At 42.2% G+C, this 1,283-nt stretch carries 1 protein-coding gene; it reads right to left on the bottom strand.

The genetic code is table 11. The features are described 5' to 3' along the window. Nucleotides 1-112: 112 nt before the first annotated feature. Nucleotides 113-1,283, bottom strand: a 1,171-nt coding sequence (gene terL / locus WOCAOBSORBRA_RS05985; protein ID WP_174516153.1) for a phage terminase large subunit, incomplete at its 5' end; no start/stop codon positions are given.

The raw sequence follows: 1,283 nt of genomic DNA, 5'->3' as shown, positions 1-1,283 counted from the left end.
CGTCATACCGCGATTCATTCGCGGTATCTCTAGATCCCGCTAACACGTAGCGGGATGACGGTTGTCAGGGTGTCATGCAAGTAGCTGACTACTTGGATCTGGTAGACTCAAATCACAATGCCCGTAAAGCTGCGACCCTAGAGCTACTATCTCTCACCCACTGCAAATATTGCACGGTACTATCCACTTGATCATCGTGTCGAGTTTCAGGAAACATTAAAGTCTCATACTCAAAATCGTTCAGCCATACTGCTTGGTGCGGCAGAAAAACCTTGCCAGACTCTATAATCGGAACAATTTGATAAAATCGAGTGAGTTTGTCATCATGTGGTACTATTTCGATAATTGGTAAATCACTGTTTGTCTTTAGCTCTTGCACCAATTGCTGACCACTTGTTTTTGCTTCGATTAAAATTGCGTGCGGTGTCCATCTTGCAGCTAGTGACAGAACTTGCTCTTTAAGCTTTGGATACTCAAGCTTTGCGCGATATACATCGAGTAAATAGAATTTATTGCCCACTTTTGTCCAGGTGGTGCAGACGCTAAAGTTGCTCATGTTGCTTGTTGAAACTGCAGTGTCCCAGCTTTGAGTTACATGCGAGAGATTGTCAGGAAAATTTCTATAGCGCTTCAGCCACTCTCGTTTAATTATACCACTTGAAAGTGGCAGAGGGTTTTGTTGATATTGTGCAGCAAAAGCGTAACTTCCAAGTTCAACCTTTATCATCTCAACTTCTTCTTTTCCTCCATCGAGGGGATATAGCAACTGACCTTCTTCTCTTGAGTATAATATTACGGGTGGTGTCATTCTAGCACTTGATGCTGTAATCCAGCTTTTGTACTCATTTGTAGTTACTCGGGTGACAGGAACAAGAAAAGGAGGCGCTGGCTTTTTGATTGAATAGATAATCTCCTTATTTTCAGATATCATCGGTAAACAAGTATGGTTCCATATGTTTTTCGGTTTGGAGAGAAGGTGCCCGGTTAAATCTTCTTGATGTAGCCTATGCATCACAAGAACAATTACTCCTTTTTTTCTATTGTTGAGCCTGGCTACTAAAGTCTGGTCAAACCAATTTGTAGCACGCTTTCTAAACGTTTCACTCAAAGCTTGGGCGGGACTCAGTGGATCATCCACGATGATGAAATCACCACCTTCACCTGTTAACGTCCCTCCAACTGACGTTGCGATTCTGTATCCTCTCTGCACTGTTTGAAATTTGTATTTGGTATTCTGATCTTTGGATAGTTCTACCTCTGGAAACAGCTCTCTATACCAACTA

This window comes from Wolbachia endosymbiont of Cardiocondyla obscurior (genome assembly GCF_902713635.1).
Classification (GTDB): Bacteria; Pseudomonadota; Alphaproteobacteria; order Rickettsiales; family Anaplasmataceae; genus Wolbachia; species Wolbachia pipientis.
The sequence above is the reverse complement of the archived record's forward strand: the minus strand, read 5'-3'. Positions and strand labels throughout refer to the sequence as shown.